This window comes from Roseococcus sp. GW821-FHT12F05 (assembly GCF_058806835.1).
The window spans coordinates 138,539-159,398 of record NZ_JBXAQB010000005.1; the positions used below are offsets into that span (position 1 = coordinate 138,539).

Genomic DNA, 20,860 nt, shown 5'->3' on the forward strand with positions numbered 1-20,860 from the left:
GGCTCAGGCAGCCTTCTTCACGGCGGCGACGACCTTCTGGGCCGCGTCAGCCAGGTTGTCCGCAGGGATGATCGCGAGGCCGCTCTCGGCCAGGATCTTCTTCCCGAGCTCCACGTTGGTGCCTTCGAGGCGCACCACCAGCGGCACCTTCAGCGAGAGGTTCTTGCTGGCGGCGACGATGCCCTCGGCGATCATGTCGCACTTGGCGATGCCGCCGAAGATGTTGACCAGGATGGCCTTCACATTGGCGTCCGAGGTGATGATCCGAAACGCCTCGGTGACGCGCGCCGCATCGGCCGTGCCGCCCACGTCGAGGAAGTTCGCTGGGGACGAGCCGTAGAGCTTGATGATGTCCATCGTCGCCATGGCGAGGCCCGCGCCGTTCACCATGCAGCCGATCTCGCCGTCGAGCGCCACGTAGTTCAGCTCGTGGTTGACGGCGTCCAGCTCCTTGGGGTCCATCTCGCTGTCGTCGCGCAGGGCCTCGAGGTCCTTGTGGCGGAACAGCGCGCTGTCGTCGAAGGAGACCTTGGCGTCGAGCGCCACGATGTCGCCCGCGCCGGTCACGACCAGCGGGTTGATCTCGACGATCGCGCAGTCGAGCTCCAGGAAGGCGCCGTAGAGCGAGGTCACGAACTTCACGAAGCTGCTGACCTGCTTGCCCTCAAGGCCGAGGCCGAAGGCCAGCTTGCGGGCGTAGAAGGGGAAGAGGCCCGAGGCTGGGTCCACCGCCACCTTGAGGATCTTCTCGGGATGGTGCTCGGCGACCTCCTCGATCTCCATGCCGCCCTCGGTGGAGGCCATGACGGTGAGGCGCGAGGTTTCGCGGTCGATCAGCAGGCCCAGGTACAGCTCGCGCTTGATGTCGCAGCCGTCCTCGACATAGACGCGGGAGACGAGCTTGCCCGCTTCGCCGGTCTGCTTGGTGACCAGGGTCTTGCCGATCATCGCCTCGGCCGCCGCCTTCACGTCGGCGACCGACTTCACGACGCGGACGCCGCCCTTGCCATTCGGGTCTTCCTTGAAGCGCCCGGCGCCGCGGCCGCCCGCATGGATCTGCGACTTCACCACATAGACGGGCCCAGGCAGCTTCTTCGCCGCGGCCTCCGCCTCGTCGGCCGTCCAGGCCACATGGCCTTCGAGGACCGTCACGCCATAGCGGCGCAGCAGCTCCTTGGCCTGATATTCATGGATGTTCATGGGTGGGGGTCCTCAAGGTCAGTCCATTGTGCCAGTGGCCAGCGACTGCGACCAGTCGGCGCGGCCGTTGCGGAGCGCCTCGGCGGAGGCGGCGTCCCAGTCGTATTCCTCAGCGTGGAACTCCACCTGCCACTCCGTCCCACGGCGTTCCAGCAGCGCCCAGCGGGCATGCGGCGTGCCGGTCTCCATGCGGTGGAAGAAGGGGGTGGTGTCCTTATAGGCGGGCTGGCCGACCGCTCCGGGATTCACGATCGTCCGCCCGTCGGGCAGCCGCATGAGCCGGGCGCGATGGGTGTGGGCGGTGAGCACCAGCGTCTCGCCCGCGGGCGCGGGCAGCAGGGCCGCCACCTCGGCGGGGCGCCGCTCGCGGATGCCGTGCTCCGTCGACTCGTGCATGACGTAGGTTAGGTCGTCTCCGGGCAGGGAATGCGTGGCCAGGATGCCCTCGCCCCGCCATTCCATCGGCCGCGCGCCCAGCGCCTCGCGCTGCGCCGCGGTCAGCCTGGCCTGGGTGAAGCTGTCGGTGGCGCCCAGCTTCTCCGGCGGATCGAAGGCGACCCAGCGGTCGTGGTTGCCGCGGACCGACGCGGCGGAGCCGCAATCGGCCAGCATCTCAAAGCACTCGGCCGGCCAGAGCGGGCCGGACACCGCGTCACCGAGCTCGACCAACAGGTCGGGCGCGGCGCGCTTCACGGCGGCGAGCACCGCCGCCAGGGCCAGGCGGTTGCCGTGGATATCAGCGATCACGGCAACCCGCACGGGCTGTCTCAGACGCCCAGCGCCTTGAAGTCCTCGATGAGCTTCTTCACCGCGTCGCAGGACTTGTCGAAGGCGGCCTTCTCCTCGGGGAGGAACTCGACCTCGACGATCTTCTCCACGCCGCCGGCGCCGATCACGACGGGCACGCCGACATAGAAGTCCTTCATGCCGTACTCGCCGTTCAGCATCACGGCGCAGGGCAGGACGCGCTTCTTGTCCTTCAGGTAGGACTCGGCCATCGCGACGGCCGAGGCGGCCGGGGCGTAGAAGGCCGAGCCGCGCTCGAGCAGCTTCACGATCTCGCCGCCGCCATTCGCGGTGCGGTTCACGATAGCGTCGATCTTCTCCTGCGTCGTCCAGCCCATCTTGATCAGGTCGGGGACGGGGATGCCGGCGACGGTGGAGTAGCGGGTCAGCGGCACCATGGTGTCGCCGTGGCCGCCGAGCACGAAGGCCGTCACGTCCTCGACGGAGACGCCGAATTCCTCGGCGAGGAAGAGGCGGAAGCGGCTGCTGTCCAGCACGCCGGCCATGCCGACGACCTTGTTCGCCGGCAGGCCCGACTTCTGCTGCAGCGCCCAGACCATGACGTCGAGCGGGTTGGTGATGCAGATGACGAAGGCGTCGGGGGCGTAGGTCTTGATGCCCTCGGCCACCTGGCCCATCACGCCGGCGTTCTTGGTCAGCAGGTCGTCGCGGCTCATGCCGGGCATGCGCGGGAAGCCGGCGGTGACGATGATGACGTCGGCGCCCTTGATGGCCGCGTAGTCCGAGCCGCCCGACATCGCACTGTCGAAGCCGTCGACCGGGCTGGACTGCATGATGTCCAGCGCCTTGCCGGCCGCGACGCCGCCGAAGACGTCGAACATCACGACGTCACCCAGCTCCTTCAGGCCAATCAGATGGGCGAGCGTGCCGCCGATATTGCCGGCGCCGATGAGCGCGATCTTGTTGCGGGCCATGGGGTTTCCCTGAATGCCTTTCCGAACGCGGGAGAGTTACTCCCGCGCCGCCGGGCCGGCAAGGCGCCGGGATTCGGCGCCGAAGCTGTGTTCAGCGCAGCCGAAGACTGGCCTGGAGGCTAGGCGTGCACCTGCTGGGCGGCCCGCGTGTGCCCCGAGGGCAGCACCTCCACGCCCGGGTCGGGCGGCAGCTCGACGGAGAAGTGCCGGCGCAGCACGTCCTGGATCAGCTCGTAGCAGGCACCGATCCGCACGACCTCCATCGTCGTGAAGTCGATCATGGTCGAGGAGCGCCGGTAGGGGTGGTACTTCCGCAGGCCGTAATCGATCAGGAGATCCGCGCAGTCGCGGATCGGCGCCTGGACCTCCTCGGCGCGGAACTTCGTGCCGGTGCCCGTGAGGTTCGCCGAGGAGCCGAAGAGCGGCTGGTTCTCCGCCAGCGCGAGCCGCGCCATCTCCTCCTCCAGCGCGCCGACGTTCATCAGGATGGCGAGCGTGCCGTTCTCCGTGCTGGCCGCCAGCGCCGCGGGCTCCAGCGCCGATGGCAGGGGATGGTCCGGGCGAAAGGGACCGATCGCGGAGATCGGCAGGTCGTAATCCAGCACCAGGGCACGGATCATCTCCTTCGCCCGGGCCGGCATGTCGTGCACCTCGTCATGGATCGCGAGGCTGCCCAGCATGGCGTTGCGCTTGTGCGCGCCGCGGCCCTTGGCCCGGAAGAAGCGCAGCAGCGCCGCCTCGCAGCCGCCGACGCCGGCATAGCCGACATCGGTGGGGAAGACGCAGACCCCGCCGGCCCTCACCACATCCAGCACGCGGCGGGCGTCGCCCGCGATGTCCAGGCGCGTCATCGCGAGTCTCCCCTCAGTCCATCCGCAGGTTCAGGCCGGGTAGGATCGGCGCCCAGCGCGCGTTCTCTGCCCGCAGCATCGTCGCGGCCCGCTCGGGCGTCGTCGTCATGATGTCGAAGCCCGCGCGGGTCAGCGCCTCCTGGAGGCCGGGCTCCGCCATGACCTCGAGGGTCGCGGCATGCAGGACCTGGATGACCTCGGGCGGCGTCTGGGCCGGCGCGAAGAGCAGGAAGCGCAGGGAGTTCACCGCCTGGGGCAGCCCCGCCTCGGCCGTGGTCGGGATGTCCGGCGCGGCGGTGGAGCGCGTGGGCGAGAGCAGCGCGAGCGGCCGCAGCGTGCCGCCCCGGAAATGCCCGCTGACCGCCCCGAGGCTGAACACGCCGAGATGCACGTGCCCGGCCAGAACGTCGTTCAGGGCCGGCCCGCCGCCGCGATACTCCACCTGGAGCATGCGCATTCCGGCCTCGCGCGCGAAGAGCTCGTAGCCCAGATGGTGCGGCGAGCCGAGGCTGGGGTTGGCGAAGGCCCAGCGATCCGGCTCGCGCCGGACCAGTTCCACGAATTCCTGCAGATTCCGGGCGGGAACCGCGGGGTTGATGCCCAGGACCAGCGGGGAGTCGGCCAGGTAGGTGACGGGCGCGAAGTCGCGGAACAGGTCGTAGGTCAGCCGCTGATAGAGAAGCGGGAAAAGCGCGACATTGTCGGCATTGATGATGAGCGCATGGCCGTCCGGCGCTGCGCGCGCCGCCAGCTCCATCCCGATATTCGTCGCGGCGCCGCCCCGGTTCTCGATGACCAGCGGCTGGCCCAGCCTCAGCCGCATCCGCTCCGCCCAGGGGCGCGAGAGCGCGTCGGTGCCGCCGCCGGGCGGGTACGGGATGATCAGGCGGATCGGGCGGGAGGGGTAGGCCTGGGCCCGCGCCGGCCCCGGCATCGCAAGGGCCGCCATCCCGGCCGCGAGCGCGCTTCGACGGCGCATCGGAACATCTCCTCGGACAGCCCGACTCTAGGCGGCGGGCTTACCAGGGAGTGTAGCGCGATCTTGTCCGGACAAGAAGGCCCGTGGCGGGCAGATCGCCGCCTGCACCGTTCCTTAAAGCGTGATGACCGAAGGCGCGAAGGCGCCGGAGGTCTGAATCACGCGCCAAAACAAAAGGCTAGACCTTGATGCCTGAGCGAATGCGAACGCATCCGAGGTCTAGAGCGGGACGCAGCGCGTGATGTCGTTGTGGCCGACCGCCAGGGTGGCGATGGTGCCGTCGGGGCAGGCCGCCTGGTTCATCGCGGCCGGGGCGAGGCCGCCCGTCCAGCGCATCACCTCGCCGCGCGAGGCTGTCGTGGTGCAGGTGCGGCGGCCATGACGGATGGAGCAGGAGGCCATGGCGGTGCGGCGCAGGCCGCGGCCCTGCGACATCGCATAGGAGCGGCCATAGGGCACGGCGGCGGCCACCCGGCTGTTCAGGCTGCGGCTGCCGCGGGCGGCGGCGTCGCGGCCCCGGCCGCGCGAGGCGACGGCGGTGTCGCGGCCTCCCCGGCGGGTGGAGCGCTCGGCCGTCGCGTGACGGGACGGCGCGGCGGAGCGGGAGGCCGTGGCGCGGCTCCGGTCGCTCGTGCGGGCGGATGCGGTGGGGCGGGTGGAACGCGTGGCGGCGGGCCGGGCGGCCGTCTGCCGGCTGGACGCCGACCGCGAGGAGCTGGAGGATTGCGCGCTGGTCCTGGTGTCGGTCCGGGCCGAAGCCTCCACCGGCACGAAAGCCGCCAACAGGCACAGGCCCAGAAGGCCCCCGATCAGTTTCCGCATGAAATCCCCCGATTCCTGACCCGCCGGCCCCCGAGCCGCGCGACAGACGCGACCCCGACGCGCGACAGACGCGACACTCGTGTTACGGGGTATTACGTCAGGGCAGGTGAGGCAACCCCAAATACTCCTGGCTCTGCATTTCCATGAGGCGCGAGGCGGTGCGCTCGAACATGGCGGCGTTCTCGCCGTGCTCGTAGAGCTGGTCCGGCCCGGCCTCGGCCGAGGCGACCAGCTTGCAGCGATGCTCGTAGAGGGCATCGATCAGGGTGATGAAGCGTCGCGCCCGGTCGAAGTTCTCTGGCCCGAGTCGCGGGATGCCGTCCAGCACCAGCGTGTGGAAATGCGTGGCCAGGGCCAGGTAGTCGGCGGGGCCGAGCGGCCGGCCGCAAAGCTCATCGAAGGAGGTCCGCACCACGCCCCGCGCCGCCTCGCCCGCCGGGACGGTGCGGCCAAGCACCTGGAGGCTCGCGGGCTGGCCGTGCCGCTCGCCGGTCAGTTCCTCGAAGGCGGCGTCGAGCGCGCGCTCCGAGCGGCCGTTCACCGGGTGGTGCCAGGTGGGCAGGCCCCGGATGCGCTCGCGGCGGTAGTCCTGCGCGGATTCGAGATAAAAGACCTCCACCCGCGACTGGATGAGCGCGATGAAGGGCAGGAAGGCGTCGCGTCCCGGCTTGCCCTTGAAAAGGTCCTGCGGGGCGGTGTTGCTGGTGGCCACCATCACCACGCCGCGCGCGAAGAGCGCCTCGAAGAGGCGGCCCAGGATCATGGCGTCGGTGATGTCGTGGACCTGGAACTCGTCGAAGCAGAGCAGCGATGCCTCGCCGGCGATCTGGTCCGCCAGCGGCGGAATGGGGTCGTCGGCGCCCGGATGGGCGCGGCGCCAGGCGTGGATGCGAGCGTGCGCCTCCTGCATGAAGGCATGAAAGTGGATGCGGCGCTTGCGCGGGACCTCGGCCGTCTCGAAGAAGAGGTCCATCAGCATGGACTTCCCGCGGCCGACGGCGCCGACGAGGTAAAGCCCCTCCGGCGTCCCTTCCGGCGCCGCCAGATCGCCCGAGCCCCGCTTGCCCCCGAAGAGCTTGCCCAGGAAGCCGCGCTGCGCCGGGGCCGCGGGCTTCGGATCGTAGCCGCGCAGGTTGCGCCAGAGGGTCTGCAGGATCTCGGCGGCATGGGCCTGGGCCGGGTCGGCGCGGAGCGCACCCTCGGCGACGCGGGCGCGATAGGCCGCCAGCGGGCCTTCATTCTGCTGGGGGAGGGAGTCCATGGGCGGCAGGGATAGACCGGGCGCAGCGGCGGCTCAACTCGCCTTCCGCAACGCAGCATCCCGAAGCGCCACCCGCTTGAGCCCCTCGGCCGCCGCAAGGTAGCCCAGCACCAGCGCTGCGATCAGCCCGAGCAGCATCCCCGGCAGCGCGGTGAAGCCGACCACATGGCCCAGTGGCGAGAAGGCGAGGACCATCGCCACCGCCAGCGCGCCCAGCGAGGACAGGACCAGCCAGGGGTGCGGCCGGCTCGCCCAGGCCGGGCCGCCGGTGCGGATCACGAAGACCACCAGCACCTGGGTCGCCATGGATTCCACGAACCAGGCGGTGTGGAACATCTCCGGCGGCGCGTCGAAGCCCAGCCGCAGGATGGCGAAGGTCGCGATGTCGAAGATCGAGGAGAGCGGGCCCATCACCAGGGTGAAGCGCAGCACCGCCGCCATGCTCCATCCGTGCGGCTCGGCGGTCTCGGCCTCGTCCACGGCGTCGAAGGGAATGCCGAGCTCGCTGATGTCGTAGAGCAGGTTGTTCAGCAGCACCTGCACCGGGGTGAGCGGCAGGAAGGGGATGAACAGCGAGGCCGCCGCCATGGAGAGCATGTTCCCGAAGTTCGAGGAGGTGCCCATGCGGATGTACTTCTGGATGTTCGCATAGGTCCGCCGGCCCTCCGCCACGCCGTCCGCCACCACGCCCAGGTCCTGCTCCAGCAGGATCATGCAGGCCGCCGCCCGCGCCACGTCCGACGCGTCGGCGACGGAGAGGCCGCAATCCGCGGTCCGGATCGCCGGCGCGTCGTTGATGCCGTCGCCCAGGAAGCCCACCACATGGCCGCGCGACTGCAGGGCGCGGATGACGCGCGCCTTCTGGTCCGGCGAGACGCGGGCGAAGAGGTCGGTGGTCTCTACTCGGGCGGAGAGCGCGGCGTCGGTCAGCTTCGCGATCTCCTCGCCGGTCAGCAGGCCCTGCACGGGCAGGTTCAGCGCCTGCACCAGATGGCGCAGCACCGGCGCGGCATCGCCGGAGATGACCTTCACCTTCACACCCAGGGCAGCCAGGCGCGCGATCGCGGCGGCGGCGCTGGGCTTGGGCGGATCCTCGAAGGCGCAGAGCCCGGCCCAGACGAGCTCGCACTCGTCCTCCTGGACCGAGCAACGGTCCTTGTCCGCGGGCATCTCCCGCCAGGCGACGCCGAGGCAGCGGAGCCCCTGCCCCGCCAGCGCCTCGACCTGCGCCGTCAGCTTCGCGCGAGCCTCGTCGTCGAGCGGAAGCGGCGCGCCATCCGGCCCTTCCACGGCGGTGGCGCAGGCCAGCAGCTCCTCCGGCGAGCCCTTCGCCACCAGGAAGCGGCGGCCCCCATGCTCGGCCAGGACGGAGACACGGCGGCGCTCGAAATCGAAGGGGATGTCGGCGATCCGGGTCCAGCCGGCGCCGATGCCCTCCGTCCCGGCCAGGATCGCGTCGTCCAACGGGCTGCGCACGCCGGTCTCGAAGCGGGCGTTCACCACCGCCAGCTCCAGCACCCGGGCGCTGGGCTGGCCGTCGGGACCGGGATGCTGGGCAAGGGCAATGCAGGCCTCGGTCAGCGTGCCGGTCTTGTCCGTGCAGAAGACGTCCATGGCGCCGAGGTCATGGATGGCGGCCAGCCGCTTCACCACCACGCGCCGGCGCGCCATGCGCTGCGCCCCGCGCGCGAGGGTGACGGTGGTGATCATCGGCAGCAGCTCGGGCGTGAGGCCGACGGCCAGCGCGATGGCGAAGAGGAAGGATTCCAGCGCCGGCCGCCCGAAGGCCAGATGCGTCACGAGCACGAAGAGCACCAGGAAGATCGTCAGCCGCAGGATCAGGATGCCCAACCGGTGCAGCCCGACCTGGAAGGCGGTCGGCGGCGCGTCGCCCTCCAGCGCTGCCGCGATGGCGCCGAAGCGCGTGGCCGCTCCCGTGGCGGTGACCAGCATCCGGCCCTCGCCGGTGATCAGCGCGGTACCGGCGAAGAGCGCCCCCCGCGCCTCGGCCGGGCCCTTGGCCTGGGTCGGGCCGGGAAGCTTCTCCACCGGATAGGGCTCGCCGGTCAGCAGCGCCTCCTGCGCGCGGAGGTCGGCGGCGGCGAGCAGGATGCCGTCAGCCGGCACGAGGTCGCCGGCATGCAGCTCGAGGATGTCGCCGGGGACCAGCGCCTCGGTCGGCACGGGAACCAGCTTCCCGTCGCGCAGCGCCCGGGCCTGGAGGGCCACCGAGCGCCGCAGCGCCTCGGCCGCGGCCTCGGCCCGCCCTTCCTGGAAGAGGTCGAGCCCGATCGAGACGGCGAGGATGAGGAAGATGATGAGCATGCTCGCCACGTCGCCCGTCAGGCCGGAGAGCACGGCGGCCACGATGAGGATGGCGATCAGCGGCTCGATCAGCCGCCGCAGCAGCTTGGCGGCGAGACGCTTCTTTGCGTGGACCGAAGCGACGTTGGGCCCGAAGCGCTCCTTGCGCCGGGCGGCCTCCTCGGCGCTCAGCCCGGCCTCGGTCACGCCGAGCCGCCCGAGCGCCTCCGCCGGCGTCAGGGCCCAGAAGGGATCGATACCGGCGTCATCCATGGCGGACAGCATAGGTGGCCCGGCATGGCCGGGCCATGGGTCAATCCTTGGGCGCCAGGTAACCCGCGCCGGTCACCCCACATTCGCCTTCAGGCTGCGATGGTCCTTGGTGATCTCCGCGAAGGCCGCCTCGCACTCCCGCTGCTTCAGCGCGACGTCCTTCACGATCCCGACGATGTCGTCGTGCTGCCGCTCGCTGTCCCGCGACCGGAATTCCGAGCCCTCGGTCTTGATCCGGTGCAGCCGCTTCTCCTCCTCCAGCATGCCGTCGACATGCTTCCGGAAGACGGCGAACTGCGCCGCCACCTCGCTGTAGACCGCGTCGATCCTGTTGAAGAACGGCTTCTGGACCTTCCGCTTCTGCCGGATGTCGGCAAGGGATTTCTTCACCGCCTCCATGCCGTCGAACTTCCTGATCTTGTCCTTCAGGGAGGAATAGACCTGATCAAAGGCCCGTTTCTCGTTGTGCATGCGCACGAACTGGCCCTCCAACCTGTCGACGAGCTCGGACGCGTCGCGCGCGGGGTCGGCGCGCCTCTGGGCATCGAGGATCCAGCCGGTCGCCCTTCGCTCCAGGGCGTCGAACTTCTCGATGACCGAGCGCACCTCCTTGATGGCGGCGATCTCCTCCGCCCGCTGCGCCAGCAGCCCTTCATAGGCGCTCGCGGCCCCCAGCGCTTCCACCTGCTCCTTGAAGAGGGTCCCGAAGCCGCGCCATTCCTCCTGATAGCCCGGATATTGCCGGTCGTACTCCACGAGGTCGCGGTGCAGCTTCTGAATGGCCCTCAGGCCCTTCGTCGCCGTGTCCTTCTTCACCTCCATCGAATTGAACTGGCTCTTCACGATCAGCTCGACCGACTCGAGCATGGTCTGTGCGCGGGTCTCGGTGCGGCGCATCAGCTCCACATAGTCGCGATGGTTGTCCCTCGCCTTCCTCTGCTCCTCCTCCAGGATGGAGAGTGCCTGGCGGCGCTTCGCTTCCTTTTCACCCGCCTGCTCAGACAAGGCCGCGATTCGCGTGCCGATGGTGATCCTGGTCAGGCTGGGCATGGGCTCTTCCGGTTCCGAAGCGGTGTGTGACCTCCTGTCTGAGGCCGCTTCGGCTACACGGAGGTTGCAGGGACGCGCGGAATGACGACAGCTGTCATCGAACCCTGCCGGCCGCGATCAGTCCTGATGCGCGAGGAAATGGGCGATGGCGGCGATATCGGCGTTGGACAGCCCGACGACCGCGCCGTTCATCTGCGTGTCGGCACCGGCGCGCCGGCCCTCCCGGTACTCGACCATCGTGCGGGCCAGGAACTCCTCGCGCTGGGCGGCGATGCGCGGGATCTGCGCCCGGCCGCCGAAGTCGGCCACATGGCAGGTTCCGCAATGGCGCGGCCCGATCAGCGCCTGGCCTGCGGCGAAAAGCGCCGCATCGCGCGGCCGGCGGTCGTCCGGCGGGCCGGGCGGCAGGCTGGCGAAGAAGGCGGCGAGGTCCTCGACGTCGCGATCCGGCATGTTGGCGGCGAACTGGTTCATCGCCGGCACCTGGCGGATGCCCTCGCGGAACAGGATCATCTGCAGCGTGATGAAATCCGCCGGCTGCCCGGCCAGCGAGGGGATGTCCTCCGTCTGGCTGCGGCCGTTCTCGCCATGGCACATGACGCAGGTCTCGCGGGCCAGCTCGGCGCCGCGCCGGGCATCCTGCGCCAGCGCCGCCCCAGAAGTCGCGGCGGCCAGAAGGGCCGCCGCCAGCAGTCGAACGAGCATCACTGGCGATAGGTGATGCGGTAGATCGCGCCCATCTGCTCGTCCGCGACCAGCAGGGATCCGTCGCGCAGCACCTGGACATCCACCGGACGGCCGAGGAAGCGCTGGTTGGCCTCGTCCAGCAGGCCCGTCATGAAGGGCTCGACGCCGGTCACGTTGCCCTGCGCGTCGAGCTTCGCCACCACCACGTCGTAGCCGCTCATCCGCTCCCGGTTCCAGGAGCCGCGGCGGGCGATGAAGATCTGGTTGCGATAGGCCTCGGGAAACATCGTGCCGGTGTAGAAGCGCATGCCGATCGGCGCGACATGGCCGCCCAGCAGGGCGGAGGGCTGCGCGAACTCGCTGCAGTTGCGCCCGGCATTCTCCTGCGGATCGGCCCAGCTGCCGACGCAGAAGGGATAGCCGTGATCCTCGCCGGTGCGGCGGACGCGGATGAGCGTGTCGTTCGGCACGTCGTTGCCGGCCCAGTCGCGGCCGTGATTGGTGGCCCAGAGCTCACGCGTCACCGGATGGTGCGCCAGGCCCACGCTGTTGCGCACGCCGCGCGCCTCGATCCGCCGGTCGCTGCCATCGGGGTTGAAGGAGACCAGCAGCGCGAAGCGCTCGCGGTCGATGCTGCAGATGTTGCAGGGCGCTCCGACGTTCGTATAGATCCGGCCGTCCGGTCCGAGCGAAGCGACCTTCCAGAAATGGTTGCCGCCGTGATCCGCCTCGCCCGGCAGGCCGAAGGCCTGCGTCAGCTCCACCGGCGCGGGGACATTGTCGAGATTGGCCTCGATGTTGTCGTAGCGAAGCACCCGGTTGAGCGCGAGCACGAAGAGGCTGTTGCCCACCATCACGATGCCGTTGGGGTTGTTCAGCCCCTGCGCGATGACGCGCGTGCGCGTCGTGCCGTCGGGATTGCGGGTGATGGCGTAGACGCGCCCGATCACGCGGCTGCCGGCGAAGACGGTGCCGTTCGGGCCTTCCGCCATGGCGCGCGCGCCGGGGATGCCATGCGCGAAGACCGCCGCGGCGAAGCCCGGCGGCAGGCGAAGCGCTGCGACCGGCAGCCGGTCGACGGGCGTCACCGTCAAGGTCGGCCCGTGCGGAGCGAGGGTGGAGCCCTCGGGGCGGCCCACGGCCCATCCCGGGACGGCCGCGGGTGCGGGCGTTTGCGCAAGAGCGGGGCCGGCAATCATCGCCGCGGCCATGCCGAGCAGAAGGCGTTTCATGGTCATGATTTCTCTCCCTGCTGCCCTGCGGGCAAGCCCGCGGATGGAATGACGAAAACGGCATGGGTTGCAAGCCCGTACTGCCGCAGCCATGCATCCGTCAGGAGAATTCGCGGTACCTAAATTGCGACTCGCGGGCATCGGCCACGGCCGCGGCCAGAAGCCCGTGATGCGGCGAGAGCGCGCAGGCCGGATCGGTCGCGGCGGCGTCCCCCGTCAGCGCGAAGGCTTGGCAGCGGCAGCCGCCCCAGTCGCGCTCGGCATGCGCACAGCCCTGGCAGGGCTTGGGCATCCAGGCCGTGCCGCGGAAGGCGTTGAAGGCGTCGCTGCCGGACCAGGCCGCCTCCAGCGACGTGTCCCGGACGTTCGGAAAGGTCATGCCGGCGATGGACTTCGCCGCGTGGCAGGGCAGGATTTCGCCCTTCGGCGAGATCGCCAGGAAACGCCGTCCCCAGCCGCCCATGCAGGCTTTCGGCCGCGCCGCGTGGTAATCCGGAACCACATAGTCGATGACGAGGCGTCCACGATTCGCCAATCGTGCGTCGTCCACGATGCGTGTCGCGACGTCGAGCTGCGCGCGGGTGGGCAGCAGCGCGTCGCGGTTGGCGAGGGCCCAGCCGTAATACTGCACATGCGCGACCTCGAGCCGCTGCGCGCCCCAGTCCAGCGCGATCTCGATGAGCTGCGGCAGGTTGTGCAGGTTCTGCCGGTGGACGACGGCATTGAGGGTGAGCGGCAGGCCGAAGGCGCGCACCAGCGCGGCGGCCTGGCGCTTCTTCGGCTGGGCGCCGCGCATCCCGCCGATCCGATCGGCCCCCGCCTCGTCCGCGTCCTGCACGGAGAGCTGGACATGGTCGAGCCCGGCCTCGACCAGCCGCGCCATCAGGTCAGCGTCGAGCAGCACGCCGGATGTGATGAGATTGGCGTAGAGCCCGGCCTCGCGCGCCGCCGCCGATATCTCGACGATGTCGCGCCGCGCGGTGGGCTCGCCGCCGGAGAGATGAAGCTGCAGGCAGCCGAGCGCCGCCGCCTCGCGGAAGACGCGGGCCCATTCGGTGGTGGTCAGCTCGTCCCGTGCGCGGGCCAGCTCGGTCGGGTTGGAGCAGTAGGGGCAGCGCAGCGGGCAGCGATGCGTGAGCTCCGCGAGCAGCGCCAGCGGAGGCTCGATCGCGCTCATCCCTGGAGCGCGCCCTTGACGACGAGGTCGCGCAGCATCTCGGCCACGTCGGCGCCGATCTCCTCGGCGGGAGCCGCGAATTTTTCCGCGAGCAGCGCGACAATGGCGGCCTCGTCGCGCTGCCCGTCCACGAGGCGCAGGACTTCCAGCGCGGTCTCGTCGGGGATGAACATGCGCTCCGGCGCCATGACGATCCAACGCGACCGGGCCTTGTCCTCATGCAGGCGGACACCGGGGGCGAAGCGCGGGGTCACGCCGCCTCCGATCGCCGGAGCGCGCTTGCGCGAAGGCGTGAATCGGCGGCGCAAAGCTTCATGGCCGGTAGGCGCCGGGCGGCGGCAGGCCGGGCTCCACATAGGCGAAGTGCAGCGCGTCGAGCTGCGCCCAGAGCAGGTCGCATTTGAAGCGCAGCGCGGCGAGGCAGAGCTCCTGCTTCTCGCGGGTGTCGGCATGCGCCTTCACGTAGGAGAGCGCGAAATCCACGTCCTGCGGCGCCTGGGTGAGGCGTGGCGTGAAATAGGCCAGCGTCGCCTCGCTCACGAAGTCGTAGCCGCGCAGCATGCCGGCGACGCGCTCCTGGATGATGTTGGGCGAGAACATCTCCGTCAGCGAGGAGGCGATGGCCTCAAGGATGCTGCGCTCGCGCACGAAATGCACGTATGCGTCCACGGCGAAGCGCGTGCCGGGGAGCAGGCCGGCCAGCGAGACCACGTAGTCGCGATCGATGCCGAGGCTGTCGGTCAGCACCAGCCAGCGCTCGACGCCGCCGGGCTTGGTGCCGTCGCCGTCGTGATCCTCGATGCGGCGGCGCCATTCGCGGCGCAGTTCCGTCGTGGGAAGGCGCGCGAGGAGCGAGGCGTCCTTCGCGGGGATGCTCGCCTGATAGTAGTAGCGGTTGAGCGCCCAGGCCTGGACCTGCGGCTTCGTCAGTTGCCCCGTGTGCAGCAACCGGTGGAAGGGGTGCAGGATGTGGTAGCGCTCGGCGCCGATGGCCCGCAGCTCGGCTTCCAGTTCCTCAGGGCTGACGGGCTTCACAGGGTGATCTCCATCCCGTCCTCGGCGACGTCCCAGCCCTTCGCGGCGAGGTGAGCGCGCTCCGGGCTGTCGTCCAGCAAGGCGGGGTTCGTGTTGTTGAGATGGACGTAGATGCGGCGCGCGACGCCCAGACCCTCGAAGGCTTCGAGCGAGCCGCCCTCGCCCGTGATGGGCATGTGGCCCATGCGGCGGCCGGTCTTGGGGCCAGCGCCGGCGACGATCATCTCGTCATCGGTGAAGAGCGTGCCGTCGAACATCACGCAGGCCGCACCGCGCAGGCGCTCGGACAAGGCCGGCGTCATCATCGCGCAGCCGGGGATGTAGTGGAGCGTGGCGCCGCCCGCGGAGATGGCGAGGCCGACCGCCTCGCCCTCCTCGGCCACGCCCGGATCCTCGCCGGCCTCGGCGAAGAGCGGGACCTTTCCCGGCACGGGATAGGCCTCGAAGGTCAGGCCGGCAGCGGGAGCGAAGGGGGTGTTCAGCGCCATCTCCTCGCGCGTCACGAAATCGGAGTTCAGCGCCCGGAAGATGGGATTTTCGTCCAGGACCGCCAGTCCCGGCGCGGCGGCATAAAGACGAAAGGGCTGGCGCTCGCGCAACGTCAGCAGCCCCGCCAGCGTGTCGACCTCGGCCCCCGTCAGCACCACGGCCGATATCGGCGAGTTGCGCAGGGGTTTATCCCGGGGATGCAGCGCCGGCGTGGCTGCGATCTGCTGGCGCAGGTCTGGCGAGGCATTCACCACCGCCCAGTGCTCGCCATCGGCACTGACCGCCAGCGACGCCTGGCTCCGCGGCTTGGCCAGGATGTCACCCGCGCGCGAACGCCTGCAGCCCGGGCCCGCCGAGTTCCATTGCGGGAAGCCGCCTCCGGCCCCCGCGCCCAGCACGATCGCGCGCAACATGTGAAGGGCCCAGGCTCAACGCCCGGGCAGGACCTCAGCCGATCTCGGCGCAGGCGTAGCTGTTGATCTCGAGCGCCAGCGACACTTCGACGATGCGGGGCTTCTTCCAGGCCATGACGATACTCCCGATTTGGACCGGCAGATCGCCGGCGCCTCGAACATGGCGGCATTGCCAGCATCCATCAAGAACCCTGATCGCTGGACGCGGTTGATCTTTCGGGCCTAAAGCCCGCCCCTGACCTTCCGGAGATGAAGCCATGGCCTATAGGGTCGCGATCGTGGGTGCTACCGGCGCGGTGGGGCGCGAGCTGCTGAAGATCCTGGCCGAGCGGAAATTCCCGGTCTCCGAGGTGATCGCCCTCGCCTCCTTCCGGTCCGTCGGCCAGGAGGTGAGCTTCGGCGACGACACCGTGCTGAAGATGCGCAACCTCGAGACCTACGACTTCACCGGCACGGACATCGCGCTCTTCAGCCCCGGCGCCGCCGTCTCGGCCATCCACGCGCCGCGCGCCGCCGAGCAGGGCTGCGTCGTCATCGACAACACCAGCCAGTTCCGCATGGAGCCGGGCGTGCCGCTGGTCGTGCCCGAGGTGAACCCGCAGGCCCTCGCCCGCTTCCGCAAGCGCAACATCATCGCCAACCCAAACTGCAGCACCATCCAGATGGTGGTCGCGCTGAAGCCGCTGCACGACATCGCCCGCATCAAGCGCGTGGTGGTCTCGACCTACCAGTCCGTCTCCGGTGCCGGGAAGGAGGGCATGGACGAGCTCTTCAACCAGACCAAGGGCAGCTTCGTGCACGACATGCCGACGGTGGAGCAGTTCACCAAGCCCATCGCCTTCAACGTCATCCCGCACATCGACCGCTTCGTGGAGGACGGCGCCACGAAGGAGGAGTGGAAGATGTCGGTCGAGACCCGGAAGATCCTCGACCCCGACATCCAGGTCATCGCCACCTGCGTGCGCGTGCCGGTCTTCATCGGCCATGCCGAGGCGATCCACGTGGAATTCGAGACCCCCATCACCGTGGCGCAGGCGACCGCGGCGCTGAAGAAGGCGCCAGGGGTCTCCGTCTTCGACAAGCGCGAGGACGGCGGCTACATCACGCCGCTCGACGCGGCCGGCGACGACGAGGTCTTCGTGTCCCGCCTGCGCAAGGACCCGACCGTGCCGCATGGTCTGGCCTTCTGGTGCGTGGCCGACAACCTGCGCAAGGGCGCGGCGCTGAACGCCGTGCAGATCGCCGAGGAGCTGCACCGCCAGGGGCTGCTGACGAAGCAGACGGCCTGAGGCGGAACGCGGGGGACGCCGTCCTCCGCACCCCCTGCCAAAGGCCGAGAGGCCCCTGGGACCCAATACCTTCAGGAATTCGGATGGGGGGCGGATCCCGCATCGCTCACGGGAAGTTCACCTCCGTCAGATTGCACGTGTTCACCTGCCGGCGCTCGCTCGACTGGCCGTTCGCATAGACCACGCGGATGTCGTTCACGCATTGCCCCGCCGGCAGCACGACGTTCAGGCCGCGGCCCGGCGGCAGGACGGTCTGGCCGAGGCGATCACTGCCCCAGCTGCTGACGCGGGACGACGAGACATACACCTCGTTGATGACCACATTCCCACGATTGTTCAGGATGAAGTCCGGGTTGTTGGACTGCGCCCAGGCGGGCGCAGCCAGCAGGATGCCGAAGCCGGCGATCAATACGAAGCGCATGAAATGCATGGATATTTCCTTTGGAGGTTCACCCATCATGGGCGCCAACGGCTAAGGCGGTCCTAACGGCGCCGGTCTCGCCAAGGGGAAAACCTAGGACGGAGTTCTTAATTTTCCTTGCAAATGAGAACAAAATAGGAACATAACGACCTCCCGCCTGGAGGTCCTCCCCTTGCCCAGCTTCCTCGCCACCCCCCTCAAGATCCTGCTGATCGGCCTCTCCGCCGTCTCCGTCCTGTTCTGCGCCCGCCTCGCCGGGATCGGCCCGGGCCCGCTTCTCAGCGCCCCCGGCACGCTCGCTGCGCTGCTGGTCTTCCTCGTCGGCCTCGGCTTCGCGGCCTTCCTCTGGTGGCTCGCCTCGCGCTGTTTCACGCTCCTGCGTGATCCCGCCACCACCCCCGAGCAGATGGCCGCGCTCCGCGACCTCCCGCTCGCTTTGCCCGAGGGCACGGTCCGCGCGCTGCTGGCGCTGATCGTCGGCGTGATCGGCCTGCCGCTGCTGCTCTTCAGCCAGAGTCTGGCGCTGAACGACGCCGTCGCCGGCTATGTGAACGGCATCATCGCCGGCGTCTTCGGCTACTACTTCGGCGCCCGCTCCACGACCCCCGAAGCCCAGGCCGCCCGCCGCCTCGGCGATGCGCTCGAGGGCCAGCAGCGCGCCAACGAGGCGCTGCGCAGCAGCGAGGCCGCGGCGCGCGAGGCGGCCGCCCAGGCCGGGCAGCCTTCCCGCATCGCCGAGGTAATGGCCGCGCTGGAGCAGCACCTCTCCGTCGCGCGGATCCTGGTCCAGCGCCTCGGCCCGGCCCTGCCAGCGGGGGTGATCCCCGCCCAGGCCGCCTCCTGGCTGGACCAGGCCGAGCAGGCGCTGAGCGCGGCTCGCGCGCTCGGCAGCCAGGCGGACCTCGGCTCGCTCCAATCCGCGCTCGGCACCCTGACCGGGCGCGACGGTCCGCTATCCTCGCTGCTCCGCGCCGCGGCGCCGCTGCTGCCGGCCGCCGCCGGCGGGCCGCTCGCGGGCGTGGCGATGCTGCTCGGCCTGGGCTGGAACCTGGGCGCGGCCGCCTGGCGCCGCTTCCGCGCGCAGCTCCTCGACGCGCCACACGACCCGGCGCTCTTCGAGCCGGGCGCCATCACCCCCGCCTCGGCCGAGCTCCGCCTCGCCGATGCGCCCATCTTCGCGCGCCTCTTCATGCCGCGGCTGGCCGAGCCGGGCTTCCTCGCCGGCCTGCTCGACACCTGCCTGCGCGAGGACGCGGCCGACCGGCTCTGGGCCCGATATCCCGGCTTCGCGAGCCCGGCCGAGGCCGCCCAGGGCCTCGCCGAATTCCGCCGCGCCCTGCTGGAGGACCGCGTGGAGGCCGATCTCGCGCCGGACCTCGTGGCCCGCGTCGCGCAGTCGCTGAACGGCGCCGCGCCGGGAATCCGCCCGGATGCCGCAGCTCGCGTGACCTTGCCGCAGCCCGGCGCAGAGCCGGCGCAGGCGGCCCTCCAGGCGCTTGCCCTGCTGCTCGGCGAGTTGCGCGAGACCCATACGGACCCGGTCCCGCTGCTGGCGGGGCTGACGCCATGAGGTGGCCTGTCGCCCTCCTGCTCGCAGGCTGCGCGCCGGTCGCCAGCCTGATCGATCCACCGATCGCGCAGCTCGCCCGCTGGGAGCACGCGGGCCCGGTGGAGATCGCCGCCGAGCCGGTCGCCTGCCCCGCCGGGCATGACGCCTGCCCCCGCCTGCACCTGCTGCGCGCCGAGGCCTGCATGTCCCTCGCCATGGCCGCCCGCGCGCCCGGTGCCGCCTGCCCGGCCCTGCGCGACCACCTGCCCTGCGCGGCCGCTTCCTACGCCGCCGCCCGCGCGCTGATGCCCGATCCGAAGCTGGCGGCCGGGGAAGCCCAGGCGCGCCTCTGCCTCGCGGAGCTGTCCGCGCCAGGCGAAGGCACGCGTGAGGCCGCGGAGGCTGCCGCTGCGGCCGGCTCACCCCTCCTCGGCGCCCGCGCCGCGCTCCTCGCAGCGCGTCCCGGCGCCGGCCCCGATGCCCGGCGCTGCGCCGCCGCCCGAGGGGGCCTGCCCCTCGCCCCCGCCGGATCGCGCGAGGCCGCCGACCTCGCCCGCCGCATCGCCACCATCCCCCATTGCGGAGCCACGCCATGATGCTCGAGCGCAACCTCGATTTCCGCCTCCCGCTGATCCGCGGCGAGGATGTCCGCACCGCCCAGCTCGCACTGATCCGCGCCGGCGCCCTGCGCGGCGACGCCGACGGCGTCTTCGGCCCTGCCACGCGCGACGCCGTCGCCGCCTATCAGCGCCGCGAGCGGCTGTCGGCAGACGGCGTGGTGGGTCCCCTCACCTGGACGCGCCTCACCGGCCAGCCCGTGCTGAAGCGCGAGCGCCCCTGGCAGGACGGGCTGCGCCCTTTCCTCCCCGCGCTGGTCGAGGCCCATGGCGCGCCGGTCGGCAACGGCCGCAACCGCTGGCGCCTGACGCGCGCCGGCATCGAGCTCGAGGGCGAGAACGGCGCGCGCCGCAACGCCAGGCCCGACATCGCCGCGCGCTGCTGGTCCACGCATCGCGAGGCGCTGGAGGCGGCGGCCACGCGCTTCACCGTGCCCGTCGAGCTGCTGATCGCCACCGCCTGCACTGAGAGCGCCGGCCGCGCCGATGCGATCCGCGAGGAGCCCGGCTTCACCTCGGACGCCGCGACGCCCAACCGCGTCTCGCCCGGGCTGATGCAGACCCTGATCTCGACGGCGCGCGAGGCGCTGTCCGATCCCACGCTGGACCGCCGGAAGCTGCTCGATCCGGCGGTCTCCGCCGCGGCCGGCGCGGCCTATATCAGGCGCCAGTCGCAGGCCGCGACACGCTTCGACCCGCCGCTGGTCGCCATGGCCTACAATGCCGGCAGCCTGCGTATGAATTCCGATGCATCGAATCCGTGGGGCCTGATAGGAACCAAGCGTGGCAACGTTTGGCACGCTGACACGTTCATCGCCCATCTGGGCGATACCTATGCGCTTTTTGCCGGAGGTGAGCGACCGGGCGACGCCACGCCGAGTCTCTGGGAATTGCTGCCATGAGCGCGTGTGCTCTCGCGCTGGTGCTGCTGCTTGACGCCAGCGCTTCCATTCTTCCGCCCGAGTGGCAGCTGCAGACGCAGGGCCACGCCGCCGCCTTCGAGGATGCCGTCGTGCACCGGGCCATCGCGAATGGCGACGGCGTCGCCGTCACCGCGCTCTCCTTCAGCGACAGCACGCGCGAGATGGTCGCCTGGCGCATCCTGCGCGACGAGGCCGACGCCGCCGGCTTCGCGGCCGCCTTGCGCGAGGCGCCGCGCGGCATCCCCTCGGGCACCGATATCGGCGGAGCGCTGATCGCCGCCATGGAGCGGCTCGACGCCGCGCCCTGCGACGCCGACCAGCGGGTGATCGACCTCGCGACCGACGGCGAGGCGAACCCGCGCCGCGCGCAGGAGGCACGCGGACGCGCCGAGGCCCGCGGCGTGCGCATCAACGCGATCGGCGTCGCCTCCACGCGCGCGGGCGACTGGCTGCGCGAGAACGCGGTCACGATGGGCGGCTTCGTGATGGAGGCGCCGGACTGGCCGAGCTTCGCCGTCGCGATCCGCCGCAAGGTGACGCTGGAGCTGGCCGGCGCCCCTTGAAGCC

22 protein-coding genes are annotated in these 20,860 nt (G+C 70.6%); 5 read left to right on the plus strand and 17 right to left on the minus strand.

The annotated features are described in order from the left end of the window. Positions 1 to 3: 3 nt before the first annotated feature. The 16 genes from sucC to pqqA form a co-directional block, all read right to left on the minus strand. Positions 4 to 1,200 (minus strand): ADP-forming succinate--CoA ligase subunit beta, encoded by a 1,197-nt coding sequence (gene sucC / locus AC1ROY_RS14725; RefSeq protein WP_493149595.1) that lies wholly within the window; start codon positions 1,198 to 1,200, stop codon positions 4 to 6. An 18-nt stretch (positions 1,201 to 1,218) separates the two neighbouring features. Continuing rightward, on the minus strand, positions 1,219 to 1,959 hold the full coding sequence (locus AC1ROY_RS14730; RefSeq protein ID WP_493149596.1) for a metallophosphoesterase family protein: 741 nt from the start codon (positions 1,957 to 1,959) through the stop codon (positions 1,219 to 1,221). An 8-nt stretch (positions 1,960 to 1,967) separates the two neighbouring features. Further along, complete coding sequence (mdh, locus tag AC1ROY_RS14735; RefSeq protein WP_493149597.1) at positions 1,968 to 2,921, minus strand: malate dehydrogenase; 954 nt, start codon at positions 2,919 to 2,921, stop codon at positions 1,968 to 1,970. 119 nt (positions 2,922 to 3,040) lie between these two features. After that, positions 3,041 to 3,772 carry an L-threonylcarbamoyladenylate synthase gene (locus AC1ROY_RS14740; RefSeq protein ID WP_493149598.1) on the minus strand — a complete coding sequence of 244 codons (732 nt, stop codon included), beginning with the start codon at positions 3,770 to 3,772 and terminating at the stop codon, positions 3,041 to 3,043. Positions 3,773 to 3,785: 13 nt separating this feature from the next. Continuing rightward, the gene (locus AC1ROY_RS14745) at positions 3,786 to 4,751 is read right to left on the minus strand and encodes a Bug family tripartite tricarboxylate transporter substrate binding protein (RefSeq protein WP_493149599.1); all 966 of its coding nucleotides are present in this window, start codon (positions 4,749 to 4,751) and stop codon (positions 3,786 to 3,788) included. 219 nt (positions 4,752 to 4,970) lie between these two features. Continuing rightward, entirely contained in the window at positions 4,971 to 5,573 is a 603-nt protein-coding gene (locus AC1ROY_RS14750) for a hypothetical protein (RefSeq protein WP_493149600.1), read from the minus strand. A gap of 97 nt (positions 5,574 to 5,670) precedes the next feature. Continuing rightward, a complete protein-coding gene (gene zapE / locus AC1ROY_RS14755) occupies positions 5,671 to 6,834 on the minus strand; it encodes a cell division protein ZapE (RefSeq protein WP_493149601.1) in 1,164 nt (387 codons plus the stop codon). 33 nt (positions 6,835 to 6,867) lie between these two features. Next, on the minus strand, positions 6,868 to 9,411 hold the full coding sequence (gene mgtA / locus AC1ROY_RS14760) for a magnesium-translocating P-type ATPase (protein WP_493149602.1): 2,544 nt from the start codon (positions 9,409 to 9,411) through the stop codon (positions 6,868 to 6,870). A gap of 72 nt (positions 9,412 to 9,483) precedes the next feature. Beyond that, positions 9,484 to 10,461, minus strand: a complete 978-nt coding sequence (locus AC1ROY_RS14765) for a hypothetical protein (protein ID WP_493149603.1) — start codon at positions 10,459 to 10,461, stop codon at positions 9,484 to 9,486. A 117-nt stretch (positions 10,462 to 10,578) separates the two neighbouring features. Beyond that, positions 10,579 to 11,166 (minus strand): c-type cytochrome, encoded by a 588-nt coding sequence (locus AC1ROY_RS14770; protein WP_493149604.1) that lies wholly within the window; start codon positions 11,164 to 11,166, stop codon positions 10,579 to 10,581. After that, positions 11,166 to 12,386, minus strand: a complete 1,221-nt coding sequence (locus AC1ROY_RS14775; RefSeq protein ID WP_493149605.1) for a PQQ-dependent sugar dehydrogenase — start codon at positions 12,384 to 12,386, stop codon at positions 11,166 to 11,168. The genes AC1ROY_RS14770 and AC1ROY_RS14775 overlap by 1 nt, the downstream gene beginning before the upstream one ends. A gap of 94 nt (positions 12,387 to 12,480) precedes the next feature. Further along, positions 12,481 to 13,557: a pyrroloquinoline quinone biosynthesis protein PqqE gene (gene pqqE / locus AC1ROY_RS14780; protein WP_493149606.1), complete on the minus strand. Its 1,077-nt coding sequence runs from the start codon at positions 13,555 to 13,557 to the stop codon at positions 12,481 to 12,483. Beyond that, entirely contained in the window at positions 13,554 to 13,811 is a 258-nt protein-coding gene (gene pqqD / locus AC1ROY_RS14785) for a pyrroloquinoline quinone biosynthesis peptide chaperone PqqD (protein WP_493149607.1), read from the minus strand. The genes pqqE and pqqD overlap by 4 nt, the downstream gene beginning before the upstream one ends. 58 nt (positions 13,812 to 13,869) lie before the next feature. Next, on the minus strand, positions 13,870 to 14,592 hold the full coding sequence (pqqC, locus tag AC1ROY_RS14790) for a pyrroloquinoline-quinone synthase PqqC (protein ID WP_493149608.1): 723 nt from the start codon (positions 14,590 to 14,592) through the stop codon (positions 13,870 to 13,872). Then, the gene (pqqB, locus tag AC1ROY_RS14795) at positions 14,589 to 15,494 is read right to left on the minus strand and encodes a pyrroloquinoline quinone biosynthesis protein PqqB (RefSeq protein WP_493149609.1); all 906 of its coding nucleotides are present in this window, start codon (positions 15,492 to 15,494) and stop codon (positions 14,589 to 14,591) included. The genes pqqC and pqqB overlap by 4 nt, the downstream gene beginning before the upstream one ends. A gap of 34 nt (positions 15,495 to 15,528) precedes the next feature. Then, a complete protein-coding gene (gene pqqA, locus AC1ROY_RS14800) occupies positions 15,529 to 15,609 on the minus strand; it encodes a pyrroloquinoline quinone precursor peptide PqqA (protein WP_131549351.1) in 81 nt (26 codons plus the stop codon). 142 nt (positions 15,610 to 15,751) lie between these two features. Here pqqA and AC1ROY_RS14805 point away from each other — a divergent pair, with 142 nt between their 5' ends. Then, positions 15,752 to 16,783 (plus strand): aspartate-semialdehyde dehydrogenase, encoded by a 1,032-nt coding sequence (locus AC1ROY_RS14805; RefSeq protein ID WP_493149610.1) that lies wholly within the window; start codon positions 15,752 to 15,754, stop codon positions 16,781 to 16,783. 106 nt (positions 16,784 to 16,889) lie between these two features. On the opposite strand, the gene AC1ROY_RS14810 is transcribed toward AC1ROY_RS14805, so the two are convergent. Next, positions 16,890 to 17,213 (minus strand): hypothetical protein, encoded by a 324-nt coding sequence (locus AC1ROY_RS14810; protein WP_493149611.1) that lies wholly within the window; start codon positions 17,211 to 17,213, stop codon positions 16,890 to 16,892. A gap of 163 nt (positions 17,214 to 17,376) precedes the next feature. On the opposite strand from AC1ROY_RS14810, the gene AC1ROY_RS14815 reads away from it, so the two are divergent. From AC1ROY_RS14815 to AC1ROY_RS14830, 4 genes are read left to right on the plus strand one after another with little or no spacing between them, the layout of a single operon-like run. After that, the gene (locus AC1ROY_RS14815; protein ID WP_493149612.1) at positions 17,377 to 18,774 is read left to right on the plus strand and encodes a hypothetical protein; all 1,398 of its coding nucleotides are present in this window, start codon (positions 17,377 to 17,379) and stop codon (positions 18,772 to 18,774) included. After that, complete coding sequence (locus AC1ROY_RS14820; protein WP_493149613.1) at positions 18,771 to 19,349, plus strand: hypothetical protein; 579 nt, start codon at positions 18,771 to 18,773, stop codon at positions 19,347 to 19,349. The genes AC1ROY_RS14815 and AC1ROY_RS14820 overlap by 4 nt, the downstream gene beginning before the upstream one ends. Then, the gene (locus tag AC1ROY_RS14825; protein WP_493149614.1) at positions 19,346 to 20,272 is read left to right on the plus strand and encodes a peptidoglycan-binding protein; all 927 of its coding nucleotides are present in this window, start codon (positions 19,346 to 19,348) and stop codon (positions 20,270 to 20,272) included. Before AC1ROY_RS14820 ends, AC1ROY_RS14825 begins: the two co-directional genes overlap by 4 nt. Then, on the plus strand, positions 20,269 to 20,856 hold the full coding sequence (locus AC1ROY_RS14830; RefSeq protein WP_493149615.1) for a DUF1194 domain-containing protein: 588 nt from the start codon (positions 20,269 to 20,271) through the stop codon (positions 20,854 to 20,856). Before AC1ROY_RS14825 ends, AC1ROY_RS14830 begins: the two co-directional genes overlap by 4 nt. Positions 20,857 to 20,860: the final 4 nt, after the last annotated feature.